19 protein-coding genes and 1 pseudogene are annotated in these 23231 nt (G+C 53.2%); 9 read left to right on the forward strand and 11 right to left on the reverse strand.

What is annotated here, in order from left to right; translation table 11 throughout:
- Positions 1–51 precede the first annotated feature (51 nt).
- Positions 52–1038: pseudogene (locus tag B4O97_RS11530) on the forward strand (IS256 family transposase); the annotation flags it as partial.
- A gap of 424 nt (positions 1039–1462) precedes the next feature.
- On the opposite strand, the gene B4O97_RS11535 reads toward B4O97_RS11530, so the two are convergent.
- The gene (locus B4O97_RS11535) at positions 1463–1810 is read right to left on the reverse strand and encodes a hypothetical protein (RefSeq protein WP_083050986.1); all 348 of its coding nucleotides are present in this window, start codon (positions 1808–1810) and stop codon (positions 1463–1465) included.
- Positions 1811–1933: 123 nt separating this feature from the next.
- On the opposite strand from B4O97_RS11535, the gene B4O97_RS19760 reads away from it, so the two are divergent.
- From B4O97_RS19760 to B4O97_RS11550, 3 genes are all read left to right on the forward strand, one after another.
- A complete protein-coding gene (locus tag B4O97_RS19760; RefSeq protein WP_158084270.1) occupies positions 1934–2749 on the forward strand; it encodes a tyrosine-type recombinase/integrase in 816 nt (271 codons plus the stop codon).
- A 127-nt stretch (positions 2750–2876) separates the two neighbouring features.
- Entirely contained in the window at positions 2877–3587 is a 711-nt protein-coding gene (locus tag B4O97_RS11545; RefSeq protein WP_083050989.1) for a type 1 glutamine amidotransferase, read from the forward strand.
- A gap of 185 nt (positions 3588–3772) precedes the next feature.
- On the forward strand, positions 3773–4849 hold the full coding sequence (locus tag B4O97_RS11550) for an ERCC4 domain-containing protein (protein ID WP_083050990.1): 1077 nt from the start codon (positions 3773–3775) through the stop codon (positions 4847–4849).
- A 32-nt stretch (positions 4850–4881) separates the two neighbouring features.
- Here B4O97_RS11550 and B4O97_RS11555 read toward each other — a convergent pair whose 3' ends face one another.
- The 4 genes from B4O97_RS11555 to B4O97_RS11570 all read right to left on the reverse strand — a co-directional run bounded on the left by B4O97_RS11555 (position 4882) and on the right by B4O97_RS11570 (position 9133).
- Complete coding sequence (locus B4O97_RS11555) at positions 4882–6276, reverse strand: GGDEF domain-containing protein (protein WP_083050992.1); 1395 nt, start codon at positions 6274–6276, stop codon at positions 4882–4884.
- A gap of 30 nt (positions 6277–6306) precedes the next feature.
- Positions 6307–7098 (reverse strand): ABC transporter ATP-binding protein, encoded by a 792-nt coding sequence (locus B4O97_RS11560; protein ID WP_083050993.1) that lies wholly within the window; start codon positions 7096–7098, stop codon positions 6307–6309.
- Positions 7095–7994: an ABC transporter permease gene (locus B4O97_RS11565; protein WP_083050995.1), complete on the reverse strand. Its 900-nt coding sequence runs from the start codon at positions 7992–7994 to the stop codon at positions 7095–7097. Before B4O97_RS11565 ends, B4O97_RS11560 begins: the two co-directional genes overlap by 4 nt.
- A gap of 137 nt (positions 7995–8131) precedes the next feature.
- A complete protein-coding gene (locus B4O97_RS11570) occupies positions 8132–9133 on the reverse strand; it encodes an ABC transporter substrate-binding protein (protein WP_083050996.1) in 1002 nt (333 codons plus the stop codon).
- Between the two features lie 137 nt (positions 9134–9270).
- On the opposite strand from B4O97_RS11570, the gene B4O97_RS11575 reads away from it, so the two are divergent.
- Entirely contained in the window at positions 9271–10074 is an 804-nt protein-coding gene (locus tag B4O97_RS11575; RefSeq protein WP_083051203.1) for a phosphohydrolase, read from the forward strand.
- Here the strand turns inward: B4O97_RS11575 and aspS are convergent.
- From aspS to gatC, 4 genes are all read right to left on the reverse strand, one after another.
- The gene (aspS, locus tag B4O97_RS11580; protein ID WP_083050998.1) at positions 10071–11849 is read right to left on the reverse strand and encodes an aspartate--tRNA ligase; all 1779 of its coding nucleotides are present in this window, start codon (positions 11847–11849) and stop codon (positions 10071–10073) included. The two genes, B4O97_RS11575 and aspS, sit on opposite strands and share 4 nt — an antisense overlap.
- Before the next feature lie 93 nt (positions 11850–11942).
- Positions 11943–13367, reverse strand: a complete 1425-nt coding sequence (gene gatB / locus B4O97_RS11585) for an Asp-tRNA(Asn)/Glu-tRNA(Gln) amidotransferase subunit GatB (RefSeq protein ID WP_083051000.1) — start codon at positions 13365–13367, stop codon at positions 11943–11945.
- The gene (gatA, locus tag B4O97_RS11590; protein ID WP_233143026.1) at positions 13364–14752 is read right to left on the reverse strand and encodes an Asp-tRNA(Asn)/Glu-tRNA(Gln) amidotransferase subunit GatA; all 1389 of its coding nucleotides are present in this window, start codon (positions 14750–14752) and stop codon (positions 13364–13366) included. The genes gatB and gatA overlap by 4 nt, the downstream gene beginning before the upstream one ends.
- A gap of 15 nt (positions 14753–14767) precedes the next feature.
- The gene (gene gatC, locus B4O97_RS11595) at positions 14768–15049 is read right to left on the reverse strand and encodes an Asp-tRNA(Asn)/Glu-tRNA(Gln) amidotransferase subunit GatC (protein WP_083051001.1); all 282 of its coding nucleotides are present in this window, start codon (positions 15047–15049) and stop codon (positions 14768–14770) included.
- A gap of 258 nt (positions 15050–15307) precedes the next feature.
- Between gatC and B4O97_RS11600 the strand changes: the two genes are divergently transcribed.
- From B4O97_RS11600 to B4O97_RS11615, 4 genes are read left to right on the forward strand one after another with little or no spacing between them, the layout of a single operon-like run.
- Entirely contained in the window at positions 15308–16732 is a 1425-nt protein-coding gene (locus B4O97_RS11600; RefSeq protein ID WP_083051003.1) for an MGH1-like glycoside hydrolase domain-containing protein, read from the forward strand.
- 12 nt (positions 16733–16744) lie between these two features.
- Entirely contained in the window at positions 16745–17518 is a 774-nt protein-coding gene (locus tag B4O97_RS11605) for a TerB family tellurite resistance protein (RefSeq protein WP_083051004.1), read from the forward strand.
- A 6-nt stretch (positions 17519–17524) separates the two neighbouring features.
- Positions 17525–18280 (forward strand): Mut7-C RNAse domain-containing protein, encoded by a 756-nt coding sequence (locus B4O97_RS11610; protein WP_083051006.1) that lies wholly within the window; start codon positions 17525–17527, stop codon positions 18278–18280.
- A 41-nt stretch (positions 18281–18321) separates the two neighbouring features.
- Positions 18322–19128, forward strand: coding sequence for a class I SAM-dependent methyltransferase (locus tag B4O97_RS11615; protein WP_083051008.1), 807 nt, complete (start codon positions 18322–18324; stop codon positions 19126–19128).
- Here B4O97_RS11615 and B4O97_RS11620 read toward each other — a convergent pair.
- Together B4O97_RS11620 and B4O97_RS11625 are read right to left on the reverse strand one after the other, a co-directional pair.
- Positions 19109–21061: an HD-GYP domain-containing protein gene (locus B4O97_RS11620; protein WP_083051009.1), complete on the reverse strand. Its 1953-nt coding sequence runs from the start codon at positions 21059–21061 to the stop codon at positions 19109–19111. The two genes, B4O97_RS11615 and B4O97_RS11620, sit on opposite strands and share 20 nt — an antisense overlap.
- Before the next feature lie 14 nt (positions 21062–21075).
- Entirely contained in the window at positions 21076–23148 is a 2073-nt protein-coding gene (locus tag B4O97_RS11625; RefSeq protein ID WP_143305660.1) for a PilZ domain-containing protein, read from the reverse strand.
- Positions 23149–23231: the final 83 nt, after the last annotated feature.

Here is a 23231-nt window from a genome sequence, read left to right on the forward strand (position 1 = left end):
AATTTATCATAAAAAGGCCCTCTTTTTCATTTTATTTGTGAGAAATGCGGGTTAGGTACCATGTATTTGGTCGTTCCCAAGCTCCGCAAAGGCGGGTATATACCCTTCTTTGTTACCGAGAAGAAACGGTCCGAACAGGCTCTCTTACAGGTTGTTCAAGAAGCATTCATTAACGGTGTATCTACCAGGAAAATAGATCGCCTGGCGAAGCAGTTAGGAATTGAGAACATCTCAGCCAGCCAAGTCTCAGAGATCAATAAAGGGCTCGATGCACAGGTTGAACAGTTCCGAAATCGTCCCTTGGAAGCAGAATATCCAGTCATATGGGTGGATGCTTTGTACGAGAAGATCCGTGTTGATCGTCGAGTCGTAAACTCCGCTGTAATGGTCGTCTGCGGCCTCTCACGGACCGGAGAGCGCGAAATATTGGCTATCGAGGCCATGGATGCGGAGAACGAAGATAACTACCGCCAGCTGTTCATGAAGCTCAAGGAACGCGGCCTCAAGAATGTGTGGCTTGCTGTTTCTGACGCTCACCAAGGATTAAAGAATGCCATTCGGAAAGAGTTCATTGGCAGCAGCTGGCAACGATGCAAGGTTCACTTCATGAGGGACATCCTCGCCAAGGTTCGAGGAAAAAACAAGTAGTATGTTGCCAGTAAAATAAAGCATATTTGGCTGCAACCAACGCTTGTAGATGCGCGAAAATATGCCAAGGATCTCATGGTAGAACTTGCTGGTAAGCACCCTGAAGCGATGGATATTCTGGATGAGGGCTTAGAGGATTCTCTGCAGTTCTTTGGCTTTGAGAAGATAGATCATCGTAAAGTTGCATCTACTAATATGCTTGAACGCCTGAATAACGAAATCAGGAGGCGATCACGGGTTGTTGGGATCTTTCCCTCGGCTGAGTCGTACATTCGACTAGTGACCTGTTACCTGATTGAATACACCGAAGACTGGACAACAAGCAGATCCTACATTAAAAAGGAAGTACTGGATGAGCAGAGAGAGCTCATCCTAGACAAGGCCGCGTAATCCACTTCGGGGGAAGGCTCCTAGGTGAAATTGCGAACTTAATTGGACACTAGCTTTTGACGCAGGCTTTCAAAAAGACTGACAATATTGTTTACACAGTCTTCCTGATATGCTTGTATTTCGTATTGAAACTGCTTGGTTTCGGTTCTTGTCATAAATATCTACATTCCCTTTGTCTTGTACGAGTCATGGACGCCGAGCATCCAAGACGGGCAAGTTTTTTCTTCTTTTTCTTCGCACATGTATTTTACCAAAATAAATCTAGCCTCCCAAGCATTTCGCACAACGTCCCGGGAATATACGACGTTCGGCGTAAGCCGAATGTGGCGTAGCCCGGAACGAAGTGGAGCGTATATTCCCTGTTATACGACCGCGACAGCGGCAAGCACCTTCAGGTGCGTAGCGTATTTTTTGGGGCATAATACTACTGGAATTTTCCATATGCATTCTTCCAGTTATCTGCTATTTCAAAAAACTTCTCATATCCATTTTTTTTAATGTAATAAACAGCCTCTTTATATTTCCTGTATTTATAACCGTTTTTTGAGTACCACTCACCAATAATATTGCAAGACTCTAACTCAGAACAATCTGCACAGGTGTCTTTTCCTTTATCTCTAAAACAACATAATTTAATTTTACATTTTGCCTTGTTTATATCTCGTTCACCTGTATCAAAACCAATTTTGCAACCTTTACAAACTCCTTCTAAAAAAGGTTTACATGTCTTGCAATATGCACCGCAGCATCCAGCATAACGATTTGGATTCATTCTACCCCCCTACTTTATTCTTTATGCCCCAAGAAATATGTCGTATAACTCCCCTTACCCGCATTATACAATAAGTTTCCCTTTCTCAGAAGCGAAACCCGTATTGCCTCGGTTATAATGGCTATGAACAGTACATTTTGTGACTCTTTGTTACAGAAGCTGAGGGAACACCTGCTTATGCGCAATTACTCTCCCCGCACGATCAAGGCGTATACCCGCTATTGCTCCGAATTCTGCACTTTCTGCCTGGATAATCCGTCCCTTGCGCGGGAGCAGAAGATTATCCGTTTTCTGAATACATACCCGGATCCCGCAACAAAAGCTGTTGCACGTTCAGCCCTAAAGTACCTGTATGCTAACATCCTTAAACTTCCGGCACCTGTTCTGCTGACAAGAACCCGAAAAACCCGGAAACTACCGACTGTTTTAACCCGGGACCAGGTAGCAATGATTTTAAATACAATTCAAAACCCGAAACACCGTGCCATGATCGCCATGATGTACGGGTCGGGACTGCGAGTCAGCGAGGTTGTCAAACTTAAAGTAGGAGATGTCAATCTGGCAAGAAACCGCATTCACGTACGTCAATCAAAAAACCTGAAAGACCGAATTACGGTTTTATCACCCTTATTGACGGATTATCTCAAGCTGATTACAAAAAACCGGCAGCCAAAAGAGTTTCTCTTTCAGACCCAATGCAGTAACAGATATTCCGTAAGGACGCTCCAGACAATTTTCAAGCGGGCGCTTTCCAAATCCGGAATTTCCCTTGCGGCGTCCTGCCACAGCCTGCGACACTCCTTCGCCACAAGCCTGTTGGAAAGCGGTGTAGATATCCGCATTATCCAGGCTCAGCTGGGGCACTCAAACATCAAGACGACAATGCTATATACACAGATTACCAGTGTAATAGAGGAATCCCTGTATTCGCCGCTTTAACGCATTGCGCAAAAGCTCCTTCTCCTGAATACTTTCTGAATTTCGCATAAGTGTCTGCAATCCGGCATAATCATCTCAAGCTGTTTTATAGAAATGTTGAGCAAAATATGCCTATAATCCGAATATCATGGAAAAAGAAATACTCATCGTTAAAAACATAAGCCGCGAAGGTCCGGGTCTCCTGGAAGAGGTAATAAAAGAATGCGGCATTGCATACACGATTATCGACCTCGATCAGGGGCAAAATTTCCCTCCCGTTGAAAATTTCGGAGCAGTGGTTGTTCTCGGCGGTCCCGACAGTGCCAACGATACAAGTGAAAAGATGAAAAGCGAATTAGCCCGTATCCGCGAAGCGATTGAATCGAATATTCCATATCTCGGCATTTGTCTCGGCCTTCAGACTCTTGTCAAGGCAGCCGGCGGCACTATCATAATAAGTCCAACCAGGGAAGTAGGTTTCATTGATCCTGAAGGTAGAAATTTCACGACTGAACTTACTGCCGAGGGTAAAAGGGATCCGCTGTTTGATGGCCTCGACCATTCATTCAAGGTTTTCCATCTTCACGGTGAAACCGTCGAACTCACAAACGACATGACACTGCTGTCGGTTGGTAAATTCTGCCGTAACCAGGTCGTAAAGGTTGGCAAAAATGCCTATGGTATGCAATGCCACTTCGAACTCACGCCGGAAATGATCGAGACCTGGATTAACGAGGACCCGGATCTTCTTTTACTCGACAAAAAGCAGCTTAAAGAGAACTTTGCGGCAATCCAGGATGACTACAGACGAACAGGACAGACGCTGTTTAATAACTTTTTACAGATAGCAGAGTTTTGAGATCTACGCTTTCAGTCGCATCGCACCCTCGCCGCATTAACGCATTGCGCATAAGCTTCTTTGCCGGATAGTTTTCCGAATTTTGCATAAGCACCAGCTTTCTATATGCATTCAAAGACATTTTCGTAGCGCTTCAGGGGAAAACACTGTTTCTGACAGTATTTTTCCGTTAAACTCCACGGTGTATGACCGGATACATCTGGCAGGTGGAAAAAACGCAGAATCCCCGCTTTCCCTACCGGATTTCGATCCTTGAAGATGCACGCACTGTCCTCGCCCTGCGCGTTCAGGACAAGTGGCCGGGACAGAAGGGAAACATCTTCTGTATCCGGGAATACGGTGCACCCGACGACGGCGAGAATCTGGAACAGATCGAATCGGTCCCCATAGCCTTTCTGCGCAGGCAGGGAAAGCGGGTGGAGATTGTCCTCGACCGCCACAACCGCAAGCGCTGCGATTTTCTGTTCCTTAAAAAAGTATCCCCCTCCGGGGAAGCCCAGGAGCAGATCTTTTTCCGGACCCAGACGGGCCTGCGTTCCCACCGCAGTAAGGGCAGCCCTCTTTTGTACGGTTCGGAAAAACTCGAGATTGTTATCGACAGTTCAGAGCGCTATCCCTGGCGCTTTCCGTCTGCAAACCTTGGCCGAAGCAGGCTTCCCGCAGGGGATTACGCCCTGGTGTGGGAAAACCGCTATATCGCTGTGGTCGAACGCAAGACCTTCGAGAATCTGCTTCACGACCTTTACGAAATCAGGATACTCCACCAGAAGCTGTCGGAGCTCTCATCCTTTCCCAATCCTGCGGTTGTAATTGAGGCCCAGTATGGGGATTATTCCGATACGGCCAGAATTGGAGACAGCTTATCAGCTCCCCACATTAACCGGCTGATCGGGGAGATTTCCGCCCTGCACCCGGGGGTTCAGCTTATTTTCGCCGGCAACCGCAAGCTCGCGAATGCCTGGACAAGCCGCTTTTTCGCAGCGGTCCGCAGACGCATAGCCGATTCCGGGCAGAACTCTGACGAAGCGGCGCAACGTCCGCCCACCTTTCTCAGTACTCCGGTCAGGCAGGACCTGGAAATTCGGAAAAAAATCCTGGAAGAGTACGCTCTGCGACCGGATGGTTTCAGCATGAAGGAACTCAAGGCAGATCTGGGTACTGCAGACACCGCACCCTTACGCAGAATAATCCAACAGCTTAAACGGGAAGAAAAAATACACTCCAGCGGAAAGGCAAGCGCCACCCGATGGCATATCTTATAGGCGAGGGGATCAGTCGGACTGCAGATTGGCCCTTAAACACCTGAATTTACCTTGTTCCGACCTTCATGTTTTGCCCTGTACATTGCCTGATCCGCCCGGGAAAGGGCCGTGGTAAAATCTTCGTTGTCCCGCATCTCAACCACCCCGATTGTAACGGTGACAGAGCTTTCCTGCTCAATCCTGGCCCTGATTCTCTCGCTTATATCCAGAGCCCTCTGCATACCTGTGTGGACGACAAGAACAAACTCATCGCCGCCCCAGCGTACAATAAAGTCTTCATCCCGGATCTGGTTCTTGGCGAGACGGGAGACTTCCTTCAAAATAAAGTCTCCAGCCAGGTGGCCAAGATTGTCGTTCACCTCTTTAAAATGGTCGATATCCAGAGTCATCAGTGATATTTGACGCTGGTTGCGGTTACTTCTGCCGAAATACTCCTCCAGAAAATGCCGGTTATAGCTTTCCGTCAGGGAATCGGTATAACCCTTGATCGATAATTTCCTGCCAGCCCGGGAAACCAGAATATGATTGAGTGCCACAAGCAGCAGAGAAAACACCATTCCCGCCGCAAAGGTTATAATACTCTGGCGCTGAAGGTCCTTATATGAATCTGTAATGTCGTGCTCGATAATAAGGTAGCGTTCTATTTCAGGGATAAAACGGATATACAGCATCAGGGTAGATCCACCCTTCTCGGCCAGATAATGGGACCCATCGCCAAGGCTTTCTGCGGGGCCGTCAAGATTATATTCATCAAAAAATGAGCGTCCCCGGTAATCAAGGGGAAGTCTCAGTTCCCCGTCCGGTTCAGCAAAAAGCATCCTGGTTTTTCTCTTTTCGCCTGCAATGTTCAGCGAAAAGCTGTCCAGGGAAATCCCGGTCCCGATAATTCCCGAAAGCTCCCCGGAGTCGCTTACAATCTTGCTGTCGAAAAAAAAGGAATAGAGTTCCACGGAGTTATCCGGATCATACAGACTGAATCGGTCCGTCTCAGGAGCGTCAAGAAAATCCTGCACCCAGCTGTCCCGGTCAGAGGAATAATCCAGCTCAAGGATGTGACCGAAGGAATCGTAATACGTATCCGTTTCAAGAAAAACCAGACCCACGTTCTTGGCCCCGAGTTCGATCCTTTTCCTCCGTACAAAATCAAGAATTCTGTCGGCATCCTCTCTGCCGTTCACACGGAACCGGGAAAGATCGACGGAATCGGCGATAAGGCGGTTTGCCAGGGAATATTTTTCTTTTACTCCATTAATTTTTCCCACAACAGTATCGGCACAGGCGGGCAGGACCGATCCGGTAAGGTTTGCACTGAATACCCTCCGGGACATTCTGAAGTGGACGTAATTAATTATAAAAAAACCGAAAAAAAAGATTATTGCCGAGAGTAAAATGATACGGTTTCGTTTATTTGCCTTTACATGCTGCATGTGTATTCAGGATCTCCGCCTCAGATTAGATCAGGACAGCAGCACCTCGTCATTCTCAAATTCCTTCTTCCTGATGGCATGAAACTTGTCCACAAGCTTTTCCACCGTCATATCCTGCTTTTCCCTGCCTTCGATGTCCAGGATTATTTCTCCTGCGTCCATCATCAGAAGCCGGTTTCCGTAGGCGATGGCGTTGGCCATGTTGTGGGTAATCATGATGGCGGTAAGCCTGTACTCTTCAATAAAGCGCTTGGTGAGTTCCAGGACCTTGGCGGCGTTCCTGGGGTCCAGGGCTGCAGTGTGTTCGTCCAGCAAAATCAGCGCCGGCCTTGACAGGACCATCATCAGCAGGGTAAGGGCCTGCCTCTGACCGCCGGAGAGCAGGTTTACGTTGTTCTTCAGCCGGGATTCAAGCCCCATATCCAGCACCTCGAGCTCCTTTCTGAACCTCTCCCTGAGCCGGCTGTTCAGGCTTATTCCGAGACCTTTGAAGCCCTTTTTGTGGCTGATGGTCATGTTGTCTTCCAGGCTCATGTTTCCCGCGGTTCCTAAAAGAGGATTCTGAAAAATGCGTCCGATATATTTGGCCCGTTTGTACTCGGGGGTTCTGGTAATATCCGCATCGTTGACGAAAATCTTCCCCTCCGTGGGAGCGTAGGTGCCGGCAATCAGATTGAAGAGAGTCGATTTACCCGCACCGTTGGAACCGATCACGGTAATAAAATCCCCTTCTTTTACATTGAGGTTCACATTATGAATCGCCCTGGTTTCGTTGACAGTCCCTTCGTTGAATACCTTGGATACCTGTTCAAGCCTGATCATACCGCTGCCTGCCTTGTTCGTTTTCCGGATCTTATCTTTGTCATGATCAGGGACAGAATTATCAGAAGGCCGGTTATCAGTTTAAGATCATTGGGGGTCATTTTGATGATGTAGCCGTAGTATCGCCCCAGAAACATGATTCCCTTGAACACCACCGAGCCGATTACCACCCGCAGCAGCAGGGGCCATATTTTATTCGAACGGATAAAAAACTCCCCGATCATCACCGAGGCAAGGCCTGTTACCACGATTCCCTGACCCAGGTTGGCGTCTGCAAATCCCTGGTACTGGGCAGCCAGGGCTCCGGCTATGCCCACAAGACCGTTGGAGAGGCCCACACCGATTATCTTCATAAGTTCCGGGTTCACTCCCTGGGAAATAACCATCTGCTGGTTGTTTCCCATGGCCCCCAGGGTAAGCCCCAGGTCGGTATGAAAAAAGAGGTCCAAGACAAGGATAATACCCCCCACAACGAACAGCAGAAAAAGGAGTACTCCGTATTCCGCAGGGATTCCAAGTCCCTCGCTCAAATCCTGGATAGCGCTGAAGGCGGTGGTCACCTGCAGAAGGGGCAGGTTGGCCCGGTTTCCCAGTACCCTGATATTCACGGAGTAGAGCATGGTCATGGTCAGGATTCCCGCCAGGAGATTCGGTACCTTCAGCTTGTTGTGGATAAGGGCGGTGACGATTCCCGCCAGGATTCCCCCCAGAAGGGCCAGCAGTATCGCGATCAGCACCGGTAGCCCGGCGGTAATGGCGGACGCCGCAATGGCCGCTCCAAAGGGAAAACTCCCGTCCACCGTCAGGTCCGGAAAATCAAGAATCCTGAAGGTAATAAATACCCCCAGGGCCAGTATGCCGTAAATCAATCCTTCGTGGAGAATACCTTCAATCACCTGTGTATGCCTTCCTGTTCAATCATCCAGAGTATCTTCGCTGCAGGATACAAAAGGTCCGCCGAAAGCGGACCTTTTAATTATATCAGAGTATCTTTGATTAAAAACCCTTTGAGGGGCTTAATTTTACCCCTGTTTCAGCGGCTTCGGGCTTCACCGTTTTCGATGATTACCGAGGCCCGGTCAATAATATCGGCAGGTACGGTAACGCCGATCTTCTTTGCCACATCCAGATTCAGGATCAGCTGATCCAGGTCTCCGGGATCCGACATGAACTGCGTGGGAATATTTGAAGGGTCTTCTCCCTCCAGAACTCTGGCTATCAGTCGGCCGGTTGCCCGTCCATGCCTGTAGTAATCGAATCCCAGGGCGGCGAAAACCTCATAATCAACTGCCGAAGTCGGGTCAGCTGACATAACGGGAATGTTCTTATCCAGAGCCGTCTGCACAACCGACTGCAGGGCGGAAAAGACGGTATTGTCGGTGCTCACATATATGGCATCGACCCGGTTCAGGATGGCCTGGGTCGCCTGCTTTACTTCCGAGGAGTTGGTCACCGTGGATTCCACAAACTCTATACCCATGTCGGCGCACACATCCCTGGCGATTCCCGCCAGCACAACGGCATTGGCTTCTCCGGTGGAGTAGACATGGCCGAGGCGCTCTACCTTCATAAGCCGGGTCAGCAGTTCGATCTGCTCCCGTACCGGAGTCATGTCGGAGTAGCCGGTAATGTTGTCTCCGCCCTCATTCAGGGAGGTAACCAGCCCGGCACCCACGGGATCTGTCACCGCCGAGTAGATTACCGGAAAATCGGTAATCGTCGATGCCAGGGCCTGGCTTGTGGGGGTCGCTATACCGACAGCGATATCCACTTTGTCGTTCTTGAACTTTATCGCGATTTGTTTTGCCGTGTTGGGGTCTCCATTGGCATTCTGCAGATCATAGCGGATGTCCGGGTAACCCAGCTCCGCCAGTTCGTCCTGAATTCCCTTCTCGATGGAATCCAGAGCCGGATGGCTGACAATCTTCGAGATTCCGATGCTGATAGCGCCGTCATCGGCCTGTTCGGCACTGCCTTCGGCGAACAGACAGACTGCCGTCAAAGCCGCAAGCAGAATGCAGGTAATCTTTTTCATAGTATTCTCCTGTTCCGGTTTTTCCTGTTCTAATGTTACTTTACATAGAAACACATTTACAATACGGCACAATCTGCCCTTCCGTCAAGTGCTTTCAGCTGGACTTTTCCCTTTTCCCGGGCTACTTTTCATATACCATGACAATTTCACCAAAAGAACGTTCATTAAACAGAAAAATTCTCAAGCGACTCAAAGCCTATCCCCACAGCCTGGCGGAAATTCTGCTGGAAGACCCGGAGGTCCGGGCCATGCAGGAGTACGCCAATACGGTATCGATAAAACGCCTCGGCTTCAACGATCACGGCCCGGTACACATGCGGGTAGTACTGATGAACGCCATTACCATGATGGAACTTCTGCGCGATGCGGGAATACCCACAAGTCTTGAGACCGAGGAGACCGGCGATTTTAACGACAGCCTGAGCGCCGTAATGCTGGCCTCCTTTCTGCACGACCTGGGCATGAGTATCGGCCGGCAGGACCACGAGCTGCACAGCACCTACCTGGCCTATCCCATAATCGACCGCCTCCTGAAGGAGGTCTACCCCGATGATCTGCAGAAGCGGGTGGCCCTCCGATCCCTGGCAATCGAGGGCATCGTCGGGCACATGGCCCACCACACCATCCATTCCCTGGAGGCGGGGGTCATCCTGGTTGCCGACGGCTGCGATATGGAGCGGGGCAGGGCAAGGATACCCATGTTTCTGAACACCTCCCCCAAGGTGGGGGATATTCACAAATACTCCGCCAATTCAATTGAAAAGGTGACCATCGAGGCCGGGAAGGAACTTCCCGTCAGGATTCAGGTGGACATGTCCACGGAGGTGGGATTCTTTCAGGTTGAGGAGGTGCTCCTGACCAAGATCGCCAGGAGCACCATGAAACCCTATATAGAACTCTTTGCCGGGGTAATCGGCGGAGAGCTTAAACGCTACCTTTAGAGCTCTTCATCGGGCAGTTCCACCCGGATGTGGAGCTCCTCCAGCTGTTTCTCCGAGACTTCCCGGGGGGAACCCATCATCGGTTCCTGGGCCTTCTGGTTCATCGGAAAAGCCACGATCTCCCGCAGGTTCTCAACATTCGCCAGCAGCATTATGATACGGTCCAGCCCGGGGGCGATTCCCCCGTGGGGGGGTGCACCGTAACGGAAGGCGTTGATCATCCCCGCAAACTGGGAGTCAACCTCTTCCCGGGTGTAGCCTCCGATCTCGAAGGCCCGGTACATCACTTCGGGCTGATGGTTCCTGATTGCTCCTGAAGAGAGCTCCTCTCCGTTGCAGACCAGGTCGTACTGGAAGGCCAGGACCTCCAGGGGATCCTTTTCGTTCAGCGCCTCGAGGCCTCCCTGGGGCATGGAAAAGGGATTGTGGCTGAACTCGATTTTCCCGGTGTGTTCGTCCCGCTCGTACATGGGGTAATCGACGATCCAGCAGAAGCGGAAGCTGTTCTTTTCAAGCAGGTCCAGGTCCCTGCCCAGTTTGTTGCGTACCTGTCCGGCGATGGCGGCGGCGCTTCTGCTCTGGTCGCAGACAAAGAAAACCACGTCCCCGTCGCTCACGTCGCAGGCATCGGCAATGGCCTTTATCCTCTCCTCGGAGAGAAACTTGGCGATGGGGCTCTTGACCTCACCGTCGGTCCAGGTAATATAGGCCAGTCCCTTGGAACCTACGGACTGGGCATACTCGATGAGTTTGTCAAAGAAGGAGCGGGGCTGCCCGGCAATACCCTTGACCGGCAGAGCCCGTACCACCGCACCGGAGGCGATAGCCCCGGCGAAAGCCTTGAAATCCGAGCCCTTGAAGGCTTCGGTCACATCCCGGATAACGATGGGGTTCCGCAGGTCCGGTTTGTCCGAACCGTACTTCAGCATTGCTTCGGCGTAGGGAATCCTCTCAAAAGGCGCGGACGAGATTTTCCAGTCCGAGAACTCGCTGAAAAGCCCGGTCATCAGCTCTTCGATTACGGCAAAGACCTCATCCTGTTCGACAAAGGACATCTCCATGTCGATCTGATAGAACTCTCCGGGGCTGCGATTGGCCCGGGCGTCCTCGTCGCGAAAGCAGGGGGCTATCTGAAAGTAGCGGTCAAAACCGGCCACCATCATAAGCTGCTTGTACTGCTGCGGCGCCTGGGGCAGGGCATAGAACTGACCGGGATGCAGCCGGGAAGGAACCAGGAAGTCCCGGGCGCCTTCGGGGCTGGAAGCGGTCAGAATCGGCGTCTGGAACTCGGTAAACCTGAGGGCCTCCATGCGGCGTCGTACCGAAGAGATAACCTTTGAACGCATCAGGATGTTCCTGTGGATAGTCTCCCGCCGCAGATCCAGGTAGCGGTAGGTCAGACGCAGCTCCTCGGGCTCCTTGTCTTCGGGGAAAACCTGGAAGGGCAGGGGACTGCACTTTCCCAGAATCTCGTAGTTCTTTATCTCTACCTCGATCTCTCCGGTCTCGATCTTCGGATTCACCGTTTCCGGGTCCCGGCGCTTGACCGTTCCCGTCACACGGATGCAGTTTTCCTTCTGCAGATGGGCGACTTCGTATTTGAAACCCGATTCGGGGTAGCTGACCAGCTGGGTAATCCCGTAATTGTCCCGCAGGTCGATAAAGAGGACTCCCCCATGGTCCCGATGGTTATTAATCCACCCGGAAAGGGTCACCTCCTGCCCGACATGGGACTCCCGTAATTCATTCAAGCGGTGAGTGCGGTACATACTCATGTTTTACCCCGTTGTAGTGTGAAAAAACTGGAAAAAGTTTCCTGATATTATCAGATTTAAAACTATCGTTGCAATAAAGCCTCAAGACCCTTTTTAAAGACCGAAGCGGTCGCGGATCAGGGCCTGCACCGCCTGGGGGTCCGCCTTGCCGCCTGAAGCACGCATGATCTGACCCACAAAAAAGCCGATGGGCTTCATGTCGCCGTTTTTCAGCTGCTCCACCGCCTGGGGGTTTTCCGCGGCAATTTTGTCCACAAGGGCCGCAAGCTCCTCGGAATTGTCCTCCTGCTCGAGGCCACGCTCGGCGACGATGCTCTCAGGGTCCCGGTCCTCTTCCAGCACCGCCTCCAGAACCTCCCGTGCCCCGTTGCGGTTGATCCGGTTCTCATCCACAAGGCGGATAAGCGTCGCAAGGCGTTCGGGACTCAGGCTGCTCGAGGCGATCTCCTCCTCCCGCCTCTTCAGGTATTTCTGCACGTCTCCGGTAATCCAGGCGGCGGCGTTCTGAGGCTCCGATCCCAGGGCGACAACGGCTTCAAAATAATCAGCCGTGCTTTTTTCCTCCGTCAGGAGTTCAGCCTGAACCGCCTTGAGCCCCAGTTCCTCGACAAAGCGGGTCCGCCGCGCCAGGGGCAGTTCAGTCATGGCCCCGTCCACCCGGGACAGAAAAGCCTCGTCCGGCCGGAAAGGGGGCAGGTCGGGTTCGGGAAAATAACGGTAATCGTGGGCGCTCTCCTTGGACCGCATGGATTCGGTCCTGGCCGACGCTTCGTCCCAGAGACGGGTCTCCTGTACGACCTTCTCGCCTCGTTCAAGGAGTTTCTTCTGTCGGCGGATCTCGTGATTCAGCGCCAGGCGCAGGAACTTCGAGGAGTTGACGTTCTTGATCTCCGTTTTGGTCCCCAGTCCCTTTCCCGTCAGGTTCACGGAGATGTTTCCGTCGCAGCGCAGGGAACCTTCTTCCATGTTGCCGTCGCAGACCCCCAGGTAGCGTACCAGGCTGCGGAACTGCTGCAGAAAGGCTTCGGCATCCTCTCCGGTCGTCAGGTCCGGTTCGGTAACGATTTCCAGCAGGGCGGTTCCGGCGCGGTTGTAATCCAGGAGGCTCCCTGAAGCGGAGTGGATCATCTTGCCGGCATCCTCTTCCAGGTGAATGTCGTGTATCCTGACCCGTTTTACCTGGCCTTCCACATCGATATCGAACCAGCCGCCGGTCCCCACGGGGGAATGGAACTGGGATATCTGGTAGTTCTTTGTCATGTCGGGGTAAAAGTAGTTCTTTCGGTCGAAGATTGCAGATTCTGCCGGTGTGCAGTTCAGGGCCTTCCCCACCAGATAGGACATGAACATGGCCTCTTCGTTCAGGGCCGGCAGAACCCCGGGGTAGCCCATACAGACGGGACAGACATTGGTGTTCGGTTCGTCTCCAAAACGGGAGGCGCAATCGCAAAAAACCTTGCTTGCAGTAAGCAGATGTATATGAATCTCAAGACCGATAAAGGATTGATACTTGCTCATGAGGGCTCCTTGAATCCCGGGCAGCGCGCCGGTTCATACACGGAAAGGAACTCCCGGGCGGCGGAAAAGAGCCGTTCTTCGCAGAAGGCCGGGGCGAGAAGCTGCATGCCCACCGGAACATTACCGTCCATCCCGGCCGGAATACTGAGCCCGGGAATCCCCGCCAGGTTGGCCGCGGCGGTAAACTTGTCCGCCAGTTTCTGCTGGAAGGCATCCATTCCCGACTCACCGTGGGGAAAAGCGGCCACCGGAAAGGTGGGCATAAGGAGCATCTCCGCTCCCTGGAAAACTTTGGAAAACTCGTCGCCTATCAATGTACGGATCCGCTGGGCCCGGCCGTAGTACTGGTCCTGAAAACCCGAACGAAGCACATAGGTTCCCAGGAGTATCCTGAGCTTGACCTCGTGTCCGAACCCCTCGCTCCGGGTGTTTCGCACCATATCGGCGTGGTCCTCCCCTTCTGCCCGGTAGCCGTAGCGTATACCGGTGTAGCGGGCCAGGTTCGCCGAGGCTTCGGCGGTGGCGATGGTATAGTAGGCGGGGACCACGTAGTCCAGGGTCTTCAGCCTGACCGGGACAATCTCCCAGCCGATCTCCCTGAATCCTTCCAGGGATTTGCGATAAACCGCATCCACTCCGGGACTCAGGTCCGAAAGATCCTCCAGAACTGCAATTCGGCGGGATGAAGATTCCCCCGACCGGTCCTCCCAGGGAACGCTGGTCTGATCTTTGGGGTCCTCCCCTTTTATCGAGTCAAAAACCTGGCGGCAGGTATCTACGTCTCCGGCCAGGATCCCGATGCTCTCCAGGGAGGATGCATAGGCCACAAGGCCGTAGCGGGAAACCGCACCGTAGGTGGGTTTGAGTCCGTAGACCCCGCAGAAGGAGGCGGGCTGCCGCACCGATCCGCCGGTGTCGCTGCCCAGGGCAAAGGGCACCAGCCCAGCGGCCACCGCCGCAGCCGAACCACCGGAGGAGCCGCCGGGAACCCTCGCCGGGTCCCAGGGATTGGAACTTGCCCCGTGTACTGAGTTCTCGCAGGAGGAACCCATGCCGAACTCATCCAGGTTGCACTTTCCGTAGACCCGGGCGCCGGTGGCTTCCAGCCGTTCCACCGCGGTGGCGGTATATGGCGAGATAAACCCCTCCAGTATCTTTGACCCGCAGCTCAAACCGAGGCCTTTAACAGCGATATTGTCCTTGACCCCGTAGGGAACCCCCGCCAGGGCCCCCTCCCCGTTTCCGGGCCGGGGATCTATCTGAACAAAGGAATTGATCTTCTTTTCCCATTCGTCAACGTAGCTTCGGTGAGCCGCTGCCCGGCGGGGATCGTCCAGCATGCCGCGCCAGGAAGCCGGTATTGCGTTTGTTCGTGTGTTTTTCATACCCTGATCCCGTCCTTATCCGAGGACCTTGGGAATCCGGAAGAAACGTTCCTGCCGGTCCGGACTGTTGGACAGGATCCCTTCCGAGAGGTCCCCGGTTCGAGCCTGATCCGGACGGGTCCGGTTGCCCCGGAGTCCCACGTGGGTGGTAGCTTCAATACCTTCCACGTCGATGCCCTTCATCAATTCAAAATATTCCAGAATGCGGCCGACCTCATCCTCGAAGGCTGCCCGTTCATCCCCGGACAGATTCAGGTTTGCCAGTTCGGCGGTAACGTCGAGTTCTTTTTCTTCCATGATTGGAGCCACTCTACCGGAGTATTCTTCCCTCTGTCAATACAAGAAGCTAACTGTTTACACGACAACGGATTAAATAGTTTTCGCCGCCCATCGAAACTCTCTCCCGGTGGTCCGACCGATTTGACTTTTTATCCGCAATACTGTATTCTTAAAACTTATCCTGCAACATAACCTTTTATCGACTATAAAAATACACAGAACGGTTTTAGTGTATTATAATTGTCGTGTATACCCCGATACGGGTAAGGAGTATTCGTGGTCAAGACGGGCTTTCCCACTATTCACTTCTATGACCAAGATTTTGTAGATCTTTACGATCGGACCTGGGCCTGGCTCGAAGACTTCTGGGCCAGGGGGACGAAAAAAAACGGCCTTGAATCACGCTTTTTCTGTTATCCCTCCAGTGAGACGGTAAACCAGTTCGACGCCTGCCTCTCCACCTTCTTTCTGGTCTACAGCAACAAGGTGTACCCGGCGTCTCCCTCGCTGGATAACTTCTATGCCAAGCAGGAGGAATCCGGAGCCATCCGCGGGGAATACAATATCGCCAGCGGTAAAGCGGTTCTCACAGACGAGAACCCCGAAGGTGCCGCTCCGCCCCTTTTTTCCTACGCCGAGTACAACCTCTATCATAAAGAGGGAAACAAGAAGCGCCTGAAAGAGGTCATGCCGATCCTGGAAAAGTACTTCGACTGGCTGGAGACAACCTTCAAGGACGATACAGGGATGTACAGCGTACCCTTCGCGGCCCTCTACATGCCCAACGCTCCCCGGACACAGGCCAAATACCCGGTGGATTTCAATACCCAGCAGGCCATCAACGCCCTCTATATGTCCGCCATCGGAGACGTATTGAACGACAAGGAGATGAGCTTCAAATACAAGAGGCACTATTTCTCCCTGAAAACCCGCATAAACTCCCAGATGTGGGACAGCGAAACCGGCTTCTATCATGATCTGGACGAGAACCAGCAGCGCCTTCCCCAGAAGACCATCGCCGGATTCTGGCCCCTCCTGGCGGAGATTCCCAACGAAGACCGGGCCAACAGCATGATAGACCACCTGAAGAATCCCAGTACCTTCGGCCTGGAAAACCCCTTTCCGACCCTTTCGGCGGATGATCCCGATTTCTCCGAGGAGGGTGAGGGCTGCCGCGGATCGGTGGTGCCGGCTTTTACCTTTATGGTCGTCAAAGGACTGGAAAAATTCGCCCGCTACGAGCTGGCCCGGGAATGCGCCATCCGTCACCTCTACTATATGCTGGACACCCTGCATCCCGAAGGCAAGGAGAAGGGCAACATCTACGAGGCCTATGCACCCCGGCGGGACGGACCGGCCAAATGGACAGGGAACCCCGACTACCCCCGGCCGCTCTACCTGGCGTATGCCGCCCTCTCGGCAGTGACCCTGATGATCGAAAACATCATCGGTCTGTACATAAGCCTGCCCCGCAAGACCGTGGACTGGATAATCCCGACCCTGGAGATCATGGGTATAGAGGGACTCTCCCTGAAGCGGAACATGATCACCATCCTCAGCAACAAGAGCGGACGGGGCTGGGAAATCAGGCTGGAATCGGAAAAGCTCTACTACTTTACCATTAATATCCTGAGCGAGCGCAAAAAGAAGACCCTGCCCATCCCCTCGGGCAAGTGCTCCATGCTGATCGATAAGCTGTAGGGGTAAAAGGGCATGAGTTTTTTCGGCAAGTTCATCGGCGGAACCATCGGCTTTCTGATGGGCGGCCCCCTGGGGGCGATTGCGGGAGTGGCCTTTGCCCACGTTCTGCAGCAGTCCCAGGATGCGGACCGGATCTCCGGGTCCTCCTACTTCCGCAACTACAACCGCCGCATGAACACCACCGAACACTCCCACATGACCTTCTTTGTGGGAGCCTTCTCCCTGCTGGCCAAACTGGCCAATGTGGACGGAGAGCTGACCCGCAACGAAGAGGCGACCATCCGGCGTTTCATGATCGAAGAGCTCAGGCTCGATCCCACCTCCCAGTACACCGCCCTCAGGATATTCGACGCAGCCCTCAGCACCGATCAGGACTACGGCGACATCGCCCGCCAGTTTTACCGGGAGTTCCGTAACCGTCCCCAGATCCTGGAGCTGATGATCGACATCCTCTTCCGTGTGGCCATAGCCGACGGGGGTGTGAACAAAGCCGAGGGAAGCATGATCCTGAACATCGCCAGGATCTTCAACTTTCAGCAGTACCAGTACGACCGGATCAAGGAACGCTACGTCGCGAACACCAACAAGTACTACGCCATCCTGAACTGCCGCCCGGAAGACAACGACGAGACCATAAAAAAGTCCTACCGCAAGCTGGTCCGGGAAAACCACCCCGACGCCATCGCCGCCAAGGGACTTCCGGACGAATTCCAGAAGGTCGCGGCTGACAAGTTTCGCCAGATCCAGGACGCCTACGAGCATATCCGCAAGGAGCGCGGATTCTAGTACAGCATGATCCGGCTGCGCTTTTACGAGGAGCTGAACGACTTTCTCGACCCGGAACGCCGCAAGTGCAGCTTCTCGATTCCCTTCAATTTTACCAGGAGCGTAAAGGACCTCATTGAATCCCTGGGAGTCCCCCACGTGGAGGTCGATCTTATCCTGGTCAACGGGGAATCCGTGGGCTTCGACTACCTGGTACAGGACGGCGACCTGATCAGTGTTTACCCCGTCTTCGAAGGCCTGGATATCTCCGAGGTTACCCGGCTGCGGCCTCAGCCCCTGCGGGAGTCCCGCTTTATAGCCGACGTGCATCTAAAAACCCTGGTGCGAAAACTCAGGATGCTGGGTTTCGATACCCTCTACGATCCCTCCTGGGACGATCCGGAGCTGGCGGCGGTCTCCAACAGGGAGGAGCGGATACTCCTTACCCGGGACCGGGGATTATTGAAGCGCAGTATAGTACGCCGCGGACTCTATATCCGGTCCCACCGTCCCGATGAACAGCTTCGGGAGGTGATTCGTCGCCTGGATCTTTCAAAAAGCGCCCGGCCCCTCAGCCGCTGCATACGCTGCAACGGGCCTCTGGAACGCATCGGTCTGCAGAAAGCCCTGGACGAGAACAGCGACGGGGCTCCAATCCCCCGGGATGTTCAGGAGGAGCAGAAGGAGATATCCCGCTGTACCCGCTGCGGAAAGTTCTACTGGCGGGGCAGTCACTACGACAGGATGATTGCCCAGATAAGAAGTATCCTATTTTCTGCTTGAGTGCCGGCATCGGCCATGGTAGTATCTGACAGAGGAAAAAAATGGTCAAAACAGACGAACACCCGTACTTGATGGAACACAGCGGAGAAGGTGAACGGCTGGTCCGGAAAACCCGGGCCGAAAGGGTCATACAGCAGGCTCGCTGGGCGGGATTGAAACCTGGAATGCGGGTGCTGGATGTTGGCTGCGGTGCAGGCTTCACCACCTCCCTGCTGGCGGAAATCTCAGGCAGCGCCGAGGGACTCGATCTCTCCCTGGAGCGTATAGAGAGCGCCAGAAAAAGTTATCCGGAACTCAGCTTTCATCAGCGGGACATCTACCAGTCCCTGGAGGGACTTGGTCCCTATGATTTTATCTGGATCCGCTTTTTTCTTGAGTACCACCGCCGCTCCTCCGCGGAAATCATACAGCGAATCTCCGGGCTCCTTGCAGAGAGGGGGATTCTCTGTGTCGCGGAGCTTGACCATCACAGCCTGAACCATTATCCCATGGACGAGCGGATGCAGCGGACCCTCAGCGGGCTTTCCGAGTATCTGCAGAAGCATGCCGACTGGGACCCCTATGCAGGACGCAAGCTCTATACACACTTCTATGATGCGGGATTTGAGAATATTGAACTGCGTTTTGACGCCCATCACCTGATCTACGGAAAAATGGAGAGTGTCCAGGAAAGCGACTGGCTCACCAAGCTGAATGTGGCGGCACGGAAATGCGGATATCCCTTTGATGAATACGAGGGGGGATTTGACGAGTTTCTTGTGGATGCAGAGAACCTTCTCGTAAACCCGAGACGCTTTACCTATACACCGATAATCATCTGCCGGGGAATCAGGCCAGACGCTCGATAAAGTCCGGAACGTGCTGGACCAGATCATTTTTCTGCAGGTATAGAAAGAAGGCAATAATCACCCGTCTGTCCAGATGATGGTCCGCCTCACGCATCAGCAGCTCCAGGGCATCGTCAGCCAGCATCGGCTGCCGGTAGTGGCGCTGTGAGGTAATGGCATCGTAAAAATCCGCAACCGCTATTATCCGCGCCCCCAGGGGGATTTCGTTTCCCTTGAGACCGTTGGGGTAGCCCTTGCCGTCCAGCCGTTCATGGTGTGACGAGGCAATTTTGGGGACCTGGGTATAAATACCATCAAAGGCAATCTGGCTCAGGATGGCATGGGTCTTGGCGGCATGGGTCTTGATTTCCGCATACTCCACCGGGCTCAGTTCCCCCTGTTTTTTCAGGATGGAATCGGGAACGCCTATCTTGCCGTAATCATGCAGCAGGGCGGCTATACGGATCATCTCCTGAAAATCCTTGCTCAGTCCCAGCTCCCGGCTTATACCCAGGGCATATTCGGTAACCTTTTCCGAATGGCCTGCGGTAAGATTGTCCCGGGCGTCGATGCTGGTTGCAAGCACCTTGATGATGGATTTGAACTGCTCCTCCCGGCTCTCTATCAACCGGGCATTCTTGATGCTCATTCCGATGACCGAGGCTATTCCCCTCAGCATATTCAGGTCGCTGCTTAAAAGGGGCTGTTTGCTCTGCACATTGTCCACGGCCAGGATCCCCAGGGACTCCTCCTCACAGACGATGGGACAGCAGATAAAGGAACGGGTTCCGGTACTGCGGGCAAATGCGAGGCTCCTGGCGGAGAGGTCTTTTTCAATCTCGTTGAGATCGTTCACCAGAAAGGAACGCCGCTCCCGGTAACTCAGAACAAAAACACCCCGGGAACCCTTTTTGTCCAGGTGAAACATCGTGTCTTTCAAAAGGGCCAGGTGTTCCCGGCTGTAGCCGAATCCGGCGCGGAACTCGAGGCGGGAGCCGTCTTCATTGGACAGCATTATCACGCCCCGGTCGTAATTCAGAAGCTTTTCGAAGATCTGGGCGACATTACTCAGCACCTCGTCAATGTTCGTGTACTTGCTGATTGCCTCGCCCACCTCGTGGGAAACCGTGGTGTTGTTATAGTTTATCCTGGTCTGCAGTGCCAGCTCCTCCGTGGACTGCCTCAGCTCGTCCAGGGTCTTCATCATGTGATGGTTCTCCCGGTTTTTCGCCAGAAAGCTCAACAGAAGGTTCGAGGACAGAAGACTGAGGGAAAAAATCAGCCAGTTCGAAAAAGAGAGCAGGGGAAGACTTCCCGCACCAAGAAGGATTGCCGCTGCGGCGAAGCTGTTCCGCAACATTCTCAAAGGAACCAGGGAGTTCGCCTCCCAGCGAATCAGATACCTGCAGCTCTTGTCGCCCCGGAAGATGCACTCCCGGTGATCGATCTTCGGCAGATGATGCGTAAAAGCCAGCGCAATGGACTCGATTATTCCCGTCCTGTTTTCGCACTGATAGGGCTTTTCCATCACTCCGGGCAGCGGAGTCACTACTATTTCTACAGAATTGGAATCGATCTTGCGGACCTTGAACGTTGAGGAGCGTGTAATCAGGGCCGAGGAGCGGTCCAGCATGGCGTAGGCCTGCTGGGGACCAAGAAATCCGAGCATGTAACGGCGGATCATCGATTTGGTCTCGACGGCTGTGGCAAAACGCCCGGCCTCCCGGGCTATGGTAAGATTCCTGGTAAGCTGGACGGTTTTTTCATAGAAACGGTCAATCTGACTCTGGGTAAACCAGTGTCCGTCGTCGTTGACTTCGTAGGACTTCATTCCGGCGTAGTCCAGGATACGGCCAATACTTACATCGGGATACCGCTTTTCAAGAAAACGTATCCATACCTGTATGTTACGGCTGTTATACAATCTGCTTATGCTATCCGGGCCGTCGTCCATTGACCGCACATCCTTCAGGGCTTGACTGTTCGCAGGATAGATTGAATATGCTCAAAGTACTTATCGCCGATCATCGTGTCCATGACCCAGGCGACGTAAATCTTTTCATATTCTACCCCGACTTTATCGGCAGATTCCCGCGGAAAAACAAGTACCGGCGATAAACTATTTACACCTTCCCGGCATAAACTCGTAAAAGCGCGGGATAATATTTCCTTAGAGATCAACTCAGGTTTAAGTAAAAACAAAGTTGTGGAGTTTGTCAACTCTGAAAGATTAATACCCGTATCCGATCGGTTTACAATGAAGATTGCCGTCAGCCGCCCGTTGTGCTTCAGGGCCCGTACCTGTATATCCCTGAGGATTCCCAGCTCCCTGTAAGCCTCCCGCACTTCCCTATTGGAGATCTCAAGATCCGCAAAGGGCGGCAGATGCATGGCGTTCAGGAGCAGCCCTCCGGAGACCTCTTCGTAAAAACAGTTCAGCCGGATATAGTCGTCTTCCTTCGCCTCCTCGAGACTCCAGAGAGGATCTTCCCGCAGATCCGTATTTTCGGACCGTAAAGAGCAGTAGGCGACTTCATCATCGGAACAGATCTTTCTGTCCTTGGCGTAATCAACGAGTCCGCCGAATATCCGATTGGGAAAGTGGTTTTCCCGCCGGAAATAGCACATCATGTAATCCAGGTTCATCCGGCCAAAGCGGCAACTGTCATTCACATAGCTTCCGACCTGGTGCAGAACACTGATTCCGGCGTTTCTGCCCCTCATACCCGCCGAAGCATGGTGATGAAGCAGCCAGGTCCGCTCGTAAAATCGGACCATCGACAGATGGCCCAGAATATCGTCATCCTTCTGGTAGATAAAATGACGGGCCACGTTATTACGCTGGGTGTAGAGTTTTTCAAAGGAGGCACGGATCTCCTCCTTCTGACGCTGCAGCAGGGTATATTTTTCCGGATAGATAAACCCGGATTCGAAAAAGAAGCGCCACAGACGTTCCAGATCCACCTTCTTGCAGAGGCTTGCATAAATGTCGAAGGACTGATGCACCAGGGACAGCAGTACCAGGTGATCCTGGGGATCGATGTCCAGGATGCAGAGACCGTAGCGTACGGATCCTTCCGTACTGTCAGGGGTATGGTGGATTACCTGGGCCTTAACTTTCAGGTCGGCGTAATCGGGAAAAAAGAGTTCAACCCGGGGAATGATCAGTCCCGCCGGCAGACGGCAGGTACCTTTTTCATCGAGAAAGGAGAAGCCCGATCCCGAGAGGTCGCCGATGCGCCGTTCAATGGTCCTCCCCGACAAGGGATGCCGGAAACTCACCCGGGGGCTCATCTCCAGACTTTTCCGGCTGCTGCGGAACTGGCGGGAGCGGTAACGCCGCACGGAGGTGGCTCCGATCCCCAGGCTGAAGCATCTGTCGCTCCGGGAGGAAAAAGCGCTGTCCACCCGGCATATCTCGGAATAGACGGGTTCTTCGCTGTTGCTGAGGGTCACATGAACCGGATAATCCCCTTCAATCCAGCGAATCCCCGCAGAATCCCTCAGGCGCACCATCAGGGTGGATTCGGAAAAGCTGACCAGCTCGCCCGAGGCGGCTATACCGCTCTGGGAAACCGTGCAGGTGATATCCCTGGCAGTCTCGCTTATCTCCGGATCAACCTCAAAAATCCTGGCCTGCTTCGGCAGGATAAAGGTCAGCCCCTCGGGGCCCATCTGATAGTCCTCCGGTTCGATAACGATGAGCTGCTGGTCCTCCAGGTTTATTCTGATGCTGTCCAGCTGGTATCCTGAAGGAACGGTGCCTTCGGGGCCCGCCTTTTCTGCCCAGACAAAATCGCAGCGCTCGCTGCTGCACGGCTGTGGATGAGCCATTACGCTGCGGGTGTGGGCAAATTCGCTGCTGCAGAAGAGAAGTTCCACCGGAATCGAACTGAAATTCAGGTGATTGAGCTTGTTTATCAGGAATTTTTGGTTCAGAGTGTGCACATTTTTCGGAGGAGTATCGGATGAAGACCTGGCAAAGCCCTTGTCTTCCTCTGAACGAGAATCCTGCGGTATTTCTTCCGCTATTTCATTCATCTGTTCTATCACTAAACTCCACCAACTTTTGGCTTTTCTATTATATCGGAAAAAACTGCTTCGTGGTGAATAGTATAGGGGAG

This window comes from Marispirochaeta aestuarii, assembly GCF_002087085.1.
Lineage (GTDB): Bacteria > Spirochaetota > Spirochaetia > JC444 > Marispirochaetaceae > Marispirochaeta > Marispirochaeta aestuarii.

Coding starts and splice junctions, on each gene's coding strand:
- B4O97_RS11625 (WP_143305660.1), bottom strand. CDS start 23,148: ATGAATGAAATAGCGGAAGAAATACCGCAGGATTCTCGTTCAGAGGAA.
- aspS (WP_083050998.1), bottom strand. CDS start 11,849: ATGAGTATGTACCGCACTCACCGCTTGAATGAATTACGGGAGTCCCAT.
- B4O97_RS11610 (WP_083051006.1), top strand. CDS start 17,525: ATGATCCGGCTGCGCTTTTACGAGGAGCTGAACGACTTTCTCGACCCG.
- B4O97_RS19760 (WP_158084270.1), top strand. CDS start 1,934: ATGAACAGTACATTTTGTGACTCTTTGTTACAGAAGCTGAGGGAACAC.
- B4O97_RS11560 (WP_083050993.1), bottom strand. CDS start 7,098: ATGATCAGGCTTGAACAGGTATCCAAGGTATTCAACGAAGGGACTGTC.
- gatC (WP_083051001.1), bottom strand. CDS start 15,049: ATGGAAGAAAAAGAACTCGACGTTACCGCCGAACTGGCAAACCTGAAT.
- gatB (WP_083051000.1), bottom strand. CDS start 13,367: ATGAGCAAGTATCAATCCTTTATCGGTCTTGAGATTCATATACATCTG.
- B4O97_RS11555 (WP_083050992.1), bottom strand. CDS start 6,276: ATGCAGCATGTAAAGGCAAATAAACGAAACCGTATCATTTTACTCTCG.
- B4O97_RS11575 (WP_083051203.1), top strand. CDS start 9,271: ATGACAATTTCACCAAAAGAACGTTCATTAAACAGAAAAATTCTCAAG.
- gatA (WP_233143026.1), bottom strand. CDS start 14,752: ATGAAAAACACACGAACAAACGCAATACCGGCTTCCTGGCGCGGCATG.
- B4O97_RS11615 (WP_083051008.1), top strand. CDS start 18,322: ATGGTCAAAACAGACGAACACCCGTACTTGATGGAACACAGCGGAGAA.
- B4O97_RS11545 (WP_083050989.1), top strand. CDS start 2,877: ATGGAAAAAGAAATACTCATCGTTAAAAACATAAGCCGCGAAGGTCCG.
- B4O97_RS11620 (WP_083051009.1), bottom strand. CDS start 21,061: ATGGACGACGGCCCGGATAGCATAAGCAGATTGTATAACAGCCGTAAC.
- B4O97_RS11550 (WP_083050990.1), top strand. CDS start 3,773: ATGACCGGATACATCTGGCAGGTGGAAAAAACGCAGAATCCCCGCTTT.
- B4O97_RS11605 (WP_083051004.1), top strand. CDS start 16,745: ATGAGTTTTTTCGGCAAGTTCATCGGCGGAACCATCGGCTTTCTGATG.
- B4O97_RS11570 (WP_083050996.1), bottom strand. CDS start 9,133: ATGAAAAAGATTACCTGCATTCTGCTTGCGGCTTTGACGGCAGTCTGT.
- B4O97_RS11535 (WP_083050986.1), bottom strand. CDS start 1,810: ATGAATCCAAATCGTTATGCTGGATGCTGCGGTGCATATTGCAAGACA.